Raw genomic sequence first — 7,095 nt, forward strand, 5'->3', positions numbered from 1 at the left:
CTCGTGGTTCGCAGCAAGCGCGACTACGCTTGGGTGATGGCGCGCACGCCGCGAATTCCGAAGGCGTCTCGCTGGTCGTCAGCGGCGCGCCCGCGAATGGCGACCGCTTCATGCTGCGGCCCACGTCCGAAGCCGCCGGCGGCATCGCGCTCATCCAGCGCGACGGCAACGCCATCGCCGCCGCGGCGCCGCTGCGCGCGCAGATCGACCCGACCAATCTAGGTGATGCCAAGCCCGGCACGATGCAGGTGACCGATGCGACGCAGTTCGCGTCGTTCACCACCGCGCAGGTCGATTTCATCGATGCCAACAACTACACCATCGATGGCGCGGGCCCGTACACGTATTCCGCCGGCACGCCGATCGCCGGCAACGGCTGGTCGATGGCAATCGACGGCACGCCCGAAGCCGGCGACACCTTCAACCTGTCTCGCACGCCGCCCCGCTCGACCGACAACAGCAACGCGCGGCTGCTCTCGGGGCTGGACGCGAAAGCGGTGCTGGACGGCGGCACCACCGACATCACCAGCGGCCTGAGCCGCATCACCGCGCGCGTCGGCGCCGAATCGCAGCACGCGCAGATGAGCCTGGACGCGCAGCAGGTGCTGCACGACCAGGTGGTGGCCGAGCGTGAGTCGGTGTCGGGCGTGAACCTCGACGAAGAGGCGGCGGACATGCTGCGCTACCAGCAGGCCTACCAGGCTGCGGCGCAGGTGATCTCCACCGCCGACAACATGTTCCAGACACTGCTCGGCGCGGTGCGTCGCTGACCCGGGAGTATCCGATGCGCATTTCCACCGCCGGCCTCTACCAGCAGGGCATCGCCTCGCTGATGCGGCGCGAGACCGACGTCGCCAAGACGCAGCAGCAGCTCACCACGGGCAACAAGCTCACGCGAGCTGCGGATGACCCGGCCGGCGCCGCGCAGGCGCAGCGCCTCGACCATGCGCTCGGGCGGCTCGACGAATACGGCACCAGCGCCGGCCTGCTCCAGAGCCGGCTGGAAGCGCAGGAGTCGGCAATGAGCGACGCCACCGACTACCTCAACCGCGCTCGCGAACTCACGGTGCAGGCCAACAGCGGCACGATATCCGCGGGTGACCGCAAGATCATCGCCGCCGAGATCCGGCATCTTCGCGCCAGCATGCTCGATGTCGCCAACCGCGGCGACGGCAATGGCCGCGCCCTCTTCGCCGGCCAGCGCGACGGCGTCACGCCGTTCTCGGATGCCGGCGGCGTGGTCACCTACAACGGCGACGACGGCCGCAACCGCATCGACGTCGCGCCCGACATGGCACTCGCCGATGCCGATCCCGGCAGCGACATCTTCATGCGCGCGTCGACGGGCGACGGGGCGATCGCCGGCACGGCCGCCGCGTCGAACACCGGCACCGGCGTCCTGCAGTCGACCCATGTCACCGACACCACTGCATGGAACGGCCGCAGCCTGAGCCTGCAATTCACGGCGCCCGGCGCCTGGCAGGTGATGGATGGCGCCACCGTCGTCGGCAGCGGCACGTACACCGATGGCGACACCCTCAACGTCGCGGGCGTGCAGACGCGGCTGACCGGTTCGCCCGCCGCTGGCGACACGTTCGCGCTGCAGCCGGCGCCGCGCAAGGACGTGTTCGCGACGCTGCAGTCACTGGCCGACGCGCTGGAAGCGCCCGCCACCACACCACGGGAAAAAACCGCGCTGGCGAACGCGCTCGGCAACTCATTGGCCGACATCGCGACTGCGCAGGAGCACTTCCTCGGCATCCGCGCGGCGACCGGCGCGCGCCTCGCCTCGCTCGACCAGGCATCCGACGATCGTGCCGAATCGAACATCTCGCTGCGATCGACGCTGTCCGGCCTGCGCGATGTCGACATGGCCGAGGCGTCCAGCCGGCTGAGCATGCAGCTGACCGCCATCGAGGCTGCGCAGAAGACGATGGTGCGGGTACAGTCGCTGTCCCTGTTCGACAGGCTGTAAAGTCCGGCTGCATGCCTATCCAGAATTCGCGGCCCTGCCCCGCCGCCCTCCCGGACACCCTCGCATGACCGAGTCGCGGCCCGCTGCCGAAGGTGAGGGCATGTACGACAAGTACATGCTCCATCACCCGTCCGACATCCGCGGCTGCCTGCGGCAGCTCGTCGACCGGCATTCCATCGTGCTGGTCCACGCGGCCGGCACCGATAACGCGGTGAGCGTGGCTCTCGGTGTCGACGCCTCGTCGCTGTGGGTGGACGTGCCGCGCGATCCCGAACTCACCGCGCGCCTGCTCGCGGCCGATCGCCTGCGCTTCGAGAGTTCGATCGAGCGCATCACCGTGCGCTTCGCCACCGGCGCCGCGCGCGAAGTGCTGCACGAGGGCCTCCCCGCGCTGCAGATTCCGTTGCCGGTCAAGGTGATGCACCTGCAGCGACGCGAATACGTCCGGCGTGAACCGCTGGGCACGATCTCCTGCCTGCTGCCGGCGCACGGTGGCCAAGGCGCGCCGCGCAGCGTCCGCGCGACCATCGCCGATATCGGCGGTGGCGGGCTTGCCGTGCTCACCAGCGACGACGCCACGCTCGAGATGAAGACCGGCGACCTCTTCCCCGGCGTGCTGCTCGAACTGCCCGAGCAGGAACCGATGAGCGTGGTGCTGCGCGTGCAGCATGCGCAGCGCGTCGAGCTCAACGGGCGTCGGGTCTGGCGCGCCGGTTGCAGCTTCGTCGACCTGACGGTGGGTGACCAGGCGCGCCTGCTGCGCTATGTGATGCAACTGGATCGGCTGCACATGGCACGGTTGCGCGACGACGTCTGAGAACATCCGGCAGCGCGTCGTTTCTCGCGGCATCCGACTTCACAGCGACGTGGATACACGCCTGCAGACTTGGTCGCACCCGACGCCGGAGCGAAGACTTTTTTTTCGTCGGCGTTAAGGCACAGACGGAAGCGGGTACGTTTCCCCGTTCGCGCAACAACGTATTGCGCTGCTGCCGAGCTGGGGTCGGCCTCGACGCCATGCTTCGCCGTACTGAATGCGCGACACCGGTGCTCCCCCTCGTCCCGCCCTCAAGGCAGGCGCGCGCGAAAGCGTCGACTGAAACCCGCATTCGCTCGGCGTCGATCCACGGTCGATGTGCACATTTTTTCAGGCATCGAGCGCGTCCAACGGGCGTTCTCTTCGATGTGCAGACGACTTTGCGCGACTAAAGATCGCGCGGCACCGGCCGAACGCGCGTACACGGGCATCGCGACATCGGTCACGGTCCCGCAAAAAAATCCTTGACGTTCGCAAGCGGCCTAAAGGGCGTGGCGGCATTGCCGTTACTTCTCACAGCAGCGGCGAAGGCAATCCCGCCGAACCCTGCAGCAACCGGCCCGAAAGGCTTTCGCCGCCCCGCCGGATCCTCACCAGGAGAAACGCAATGTCCGCCATCAATACCAACGTGATGTCGCTGAACGCACAGCGCAACCTCGCCACCAGCGGCAGCAGCCTCGCCACCAGCATCCAGCGCCTGTCGTCGGGCCTGCGCATCAACAGCGCGAAGGACGACGCGGCCGGCCTCTCGATCTCCGAGCGCATGACCTCGCAGATCCGCGGCCTCGACCAGGCGGCACGCAACGCGAACGACGGCGTCTCCCTCGCGCAGACCGCCGAAGGCGCGCTGAGCGAAGTGGGCAACAACCTGCAGCGTATCCGCGAGCTGGCCGTGCAGGCCTCGAACGGCACGAACTCGCAGAGCGACCGCGACGCGCTGAACGCCGAAGTCACGCAGCTGCAGTCGGAAATCCAGCGTGTCTCGCAGACCACCAAGTTCAACGGCGTGAGCCTGCTCGACGGCTCGTTCGCCGGCGTCGCCTTCCAGGTCGGTGCCAACGCGGGCGAAACGATCACCGTCGCCTCGATCGCCAACGTGCAGACCTCGGCCCTCGGCGGCTCGGTCACGCGTTACTCGGGTTCGGTCTCCGCCTCGTCGGTGTCGGGCTTCGCCACCGCGATCGCGGGGGGCGGCGTCCTCATCAACGGCACGGACATCGGCGCGATCGGCGCCGCCGGTAGCGCGCAGGAGCGCGTTGGCCAGCTGGCCGAAGCGATCAACCGCGTGTCGTCCACCACGGGCGTCGGCGCCTCCTACGACCAGAGCTCGGGCCAGCTGACGCTCTCGTCGGCCGCGGCTATCGCGATCACCGGCACGACCAATGATGCGACGATCGCCGGTTTCGCGAACGCCTTCTCCGCCACCTCGGCGACGACCACGGGCATCGGCAACGTCAACGTGAGCTCGTTCGCCGGCGCCCAGATGGCCATCAACGTCGCGGACGCGGCGCTGAAGTCGGTCAACACCTCCCGCGCCAACCTGGGTGCACTGCAGAACCGCTTCACCTCGGTCGTCTCCAACCTCACCACGACCTCCGAGAACCTGACCGCTTCGCGCAGCCGTATCCGCGACGCCGACTACGCCAAGGAAACCGCGGAGCTCTCGCGCACGCAGATCCTGCAGCAGGCCGGCACCGCGATGCTCGCGCAGGCCAACCAGGCGACGCAGGGCGTGCTCAGCCTGCTGCGCTGATCCCCGCAGCGTTGGAAACAGAACCCGGGGCGCTCGCGTCCCGGGTTTTTTCGTTTCCGGAGCGGTCGCATCGCAGTCGGGCTGCATGCCGCCGTCGACCAGGCCGTGGGGGGTCCGCGGCGCGAAGCGCGGTTATCCGGATCCGCGCCAGACCACGCTCGAGGCGCGCGCCGCATCCGGGCCACCCGGCGCCAGCCGGTTTCGCCGACGACACCACCTCGCTGCAGCTGGCAACGCGCGGAGTCACCCGCCGTCGGCCACGCCTAAAGCAGCCGACGGCCCGGCCGTTACCGGATGCGGGAGAGCGCCGCATCGCGGCCCACCGGAGGTTCCATGTCCAGCGTTTCAAGCACGGGCGGCTCGATCGACGTCAGCACGCTGGTCAGCCAGCTGATCGCGGCCGAGCGCGCGCCGACCGACAAGCGCCTCGACGCCGTGCAGGGCACGACGCAGACGCAGATCTCCGCGTTCGGCCAGATCACCAGCGCGCTGTCGAGCCTGCAGAGCACGATCAAGCGTTTCGACGCCGAGGGCGCGCTGCCGGGCCGCAAGGCGACGGTCGCCACCGATGCGGGCTACACCGCGTCGGCGACATCGTCGGCCAAGCTCGGCAGCTACTCGATCAGCGTCGAGCGGCTCGCGACTGCACACAAGCTGCAGTCCGCACCCGTCGGCGCGAACACGCAGGTCGGCTACGGCCGTCTGAGCCTCCAGGTCGGCAACGGTGCGCAGATCGACGTCGATATCGCCAGTGGCGCCGGAACGCTCGCCGACATCCGCGACGCGGTCAATTCGGCCGCTGCCGGCAAGGGCTTGAGCGCAACCATCGTGCATGGCGACGCGGGCGACGTCCTGACCTTCGCGTCGACGACGGCGGGCAGCGCCGGCCGCCTCACCATCACGGCGAGCGGCGGCGACGGCGGCCTGGGCGTGCTGGCCACGACCGGCGGCACGCTGACGGAAATATCGCCCGCGCAGGACGCGCAGGCGAAGATCGACGGCGTGCTGCGCACGTCCAGCTCGAACACCATCGCCGACGGCCTGGACGGCGTATCGATCACCTTGACCAAGGCCAATCCCGGCGTGTCCTCGCCGCTCGAGGTCGCCAACGATTCCAGCAACCTGAAAGCATCGGTCCTGGTGCTGGTGAGTACGTACAACACCGCGCTGTCGCAGATGCGCTCGCTGAGCCAGGCAAGCGCGGATGGCAAGAGCGCCGGCGCACTCGTGGGCGACGCGACGCCGCGCACGATCATGCAGGGCCTTCGGGGCATGGTGTCGGGCGCCTACGGCGAGCTGTCGAAACTCGGCTTCAAGACCGCCGTGGACGGCTCGCTCTCGCTCGACGGCGCGAAGTTCGACGCGGCGATCACCGCGGACCCCACCGCGGTGGCGAAGTTGCTGGGGCCGGACGCATCGCTGGGCAAGCAGCTGCGCAGCAGCATGGCGAGCTATGTCGGCAGCGGCTCGGTTCTCGACAGCCGCACGCAAAACCTCAACAAGAAGCTCAAGGATATTGGCAGGCAGCGCGATAACTACCAGGTGCACATCGACCAGCTCACCACGCAGTACCGGACGCAGTTCACCGCGCTCGACGCATTGGTGACCAGGTTGCAGGGCACCAGTACCTACCTGTCGCAACAGTTGGCCTCGCTGCCCCGCTGACCTAAACGAGCCTCCCCATGAGCTATCACGCCCAAGCCAGCCAATACCGACAGACCGCCGTCAGCAGCGCCGTGCTCGACGCCGATCCACATCGCCTCGTCGCCCTCATGTTTGCCGGCCTGCGCGAGCGGCTGCAATTGGCCGCGGCATGCATCGACGCCCGCAATGTCGCGCGCAAGGGCCAGGCGATCAGCGAGGCCTCGCAGATCATCGGGCACCTTGCGGGTTCGCTGAACCTGGAAGCGGGCGGCGAGATCGCGCAGAACCTGCTGGCGCTGTACGACTACATCCAGCGTCGCGTGCTCGAAGCCAACGTGCATAACGACACCGCCGCGCTGCACGAATGCGACGCGCTCGTCGGCGACATCCAGTCCGCATGGAACGCGATCGCGCCACACGCGCCGGAAGCCGCGCGCATGGCCGCCGGTGCCAGTGCGTGACTGCCGACGCATCCATCCTGCCGGTCGCGGCGATCCGCGCCTGCATCGCCGCGAATGATTTCGAGGGCGCAAGCGCCTTGCTCGAAGCGCACGACGCTTGGCTGCGCGGCGCGTTCGAAGGCGGATCGGCGCCCGAACAAGGCCGTCGCGAAGCGTGGCTCGAGTTGCTTGCCGCCCAGCGGGGCATGATCGAGGAGTTGCGCGTCGCACGCGACGAGGCCGCGCGCGCGCTCGATCGCATGGGGCGCGACCGCCGCGCCATGTCGGCCTACCTGCGCGATGCCGGATGAGCATCGACGCCGCGCGCGAATCGCTCTTCGGCCAATCCATCGCCAGCGAGGACGCGCGGCCGCTGGCGCTGATGGCGCCCTTGCCCGAAGCCCGGCAGCGCTCCGCGCTCGCACGCGCCGAGACCCTGATGCGCGCGCTTGCCCTGCTGGACGAC

The 7,095-nt window shown here is 68.8% G+C and carries 7 protein-coding genes; all 7 read left to right on the top strand.

The annotated features are described in order from the left end of the window. A partial coding sequence (locus FW784_RS11275; protein ID WP_328592724.1) for a flagellar basal body rod C-terminal domain-containing protein occupies window positions 1-770 on the top strand: 770 nt, incomplete at its 5' end. Window positions 771-784: 14 nt separating this feature from the next. After that, window positions 785-1,975: a flagellar hook-associated protein FlgL gene (flgL, locus tag FW784_RS11280; protein WP_149353442.1), complete on the top strand. Its 1,191-nt coding sequence runs from the start codon at window positions 785-787 to the stop codon at window positions 1,973-1,975. Between the two features lie 64 nt (window positions 1,976-2,039). Further along, window positions 2,040-2,792, top strand: a complete 753-nt coding sequence (locus tag FW784_RS11285) for a flagellar brake protein (RefSeq protein WP_149353443.1) — start codon at window positions 2,040-2,042, stop codon at window positions 2,790-2,792. Between the two features lie 607 nt (window positions 2,793-3,399). Continuing rightward, entirely contained in the window at window positions 3,400-4,545 is a 1,146-nt protein-coding gene (locus tag FW784_RS11290; RefSeq protein ID WP_149353444.1) for a flagellin, read from the top strand. Window positions 4,546-4,878: 333 nt separating this feature from the next. After that, a complete protein-coding gene (fliD, locus tag FW784_RS11295) occupies window positions 4,879-6,210 on the top strand; it encodes a flagellar filament capping protein FliD (RefSeq protein WP_187770785.1) in 1,332 nt (443 codons plus the stop codon). Between the two features lie 17 nt (window positions 6,211-6,227). Further along, on the top strand, window positions 6,228-6,650 hold the full coding sequence (gene fliS, locus FW784_RS11300; protein ID WP_149353446.1) for a flagellar export chaperone FliS: 423 nt from the start codon (window positions 6,228-6,230) through the stop codon (window positions 6,648-6,650). Then, the gene (locus FW784_RS11305) at window positions 6,647-6,940 is read left to right on the top strand and encodes a hypothetical protein (RefSeq protein ID WP_149353447.1); all 294 of its coding nucleotides are present in this window, start codon (window positions 6,647-6,649) and stop codon (window positions 6,938-6,940) included. Before fliS ends, FW784_RS11305 begins: the two co-directional genes overlap by 4 nt. Window positions 6,941-7,095: the final 155 nt, after the last annotated feature.

It is taken from the genome of Cognatilysobacter lacus (genome assembly GCF_008274655.1).
Lineage (GTDB): Bacteria > Pseudomonadota > Gammaproteobacteria > Xanthomonadales > Xanthomonadaceae > Cognatilysobacter > Cognatilysobacter lacus.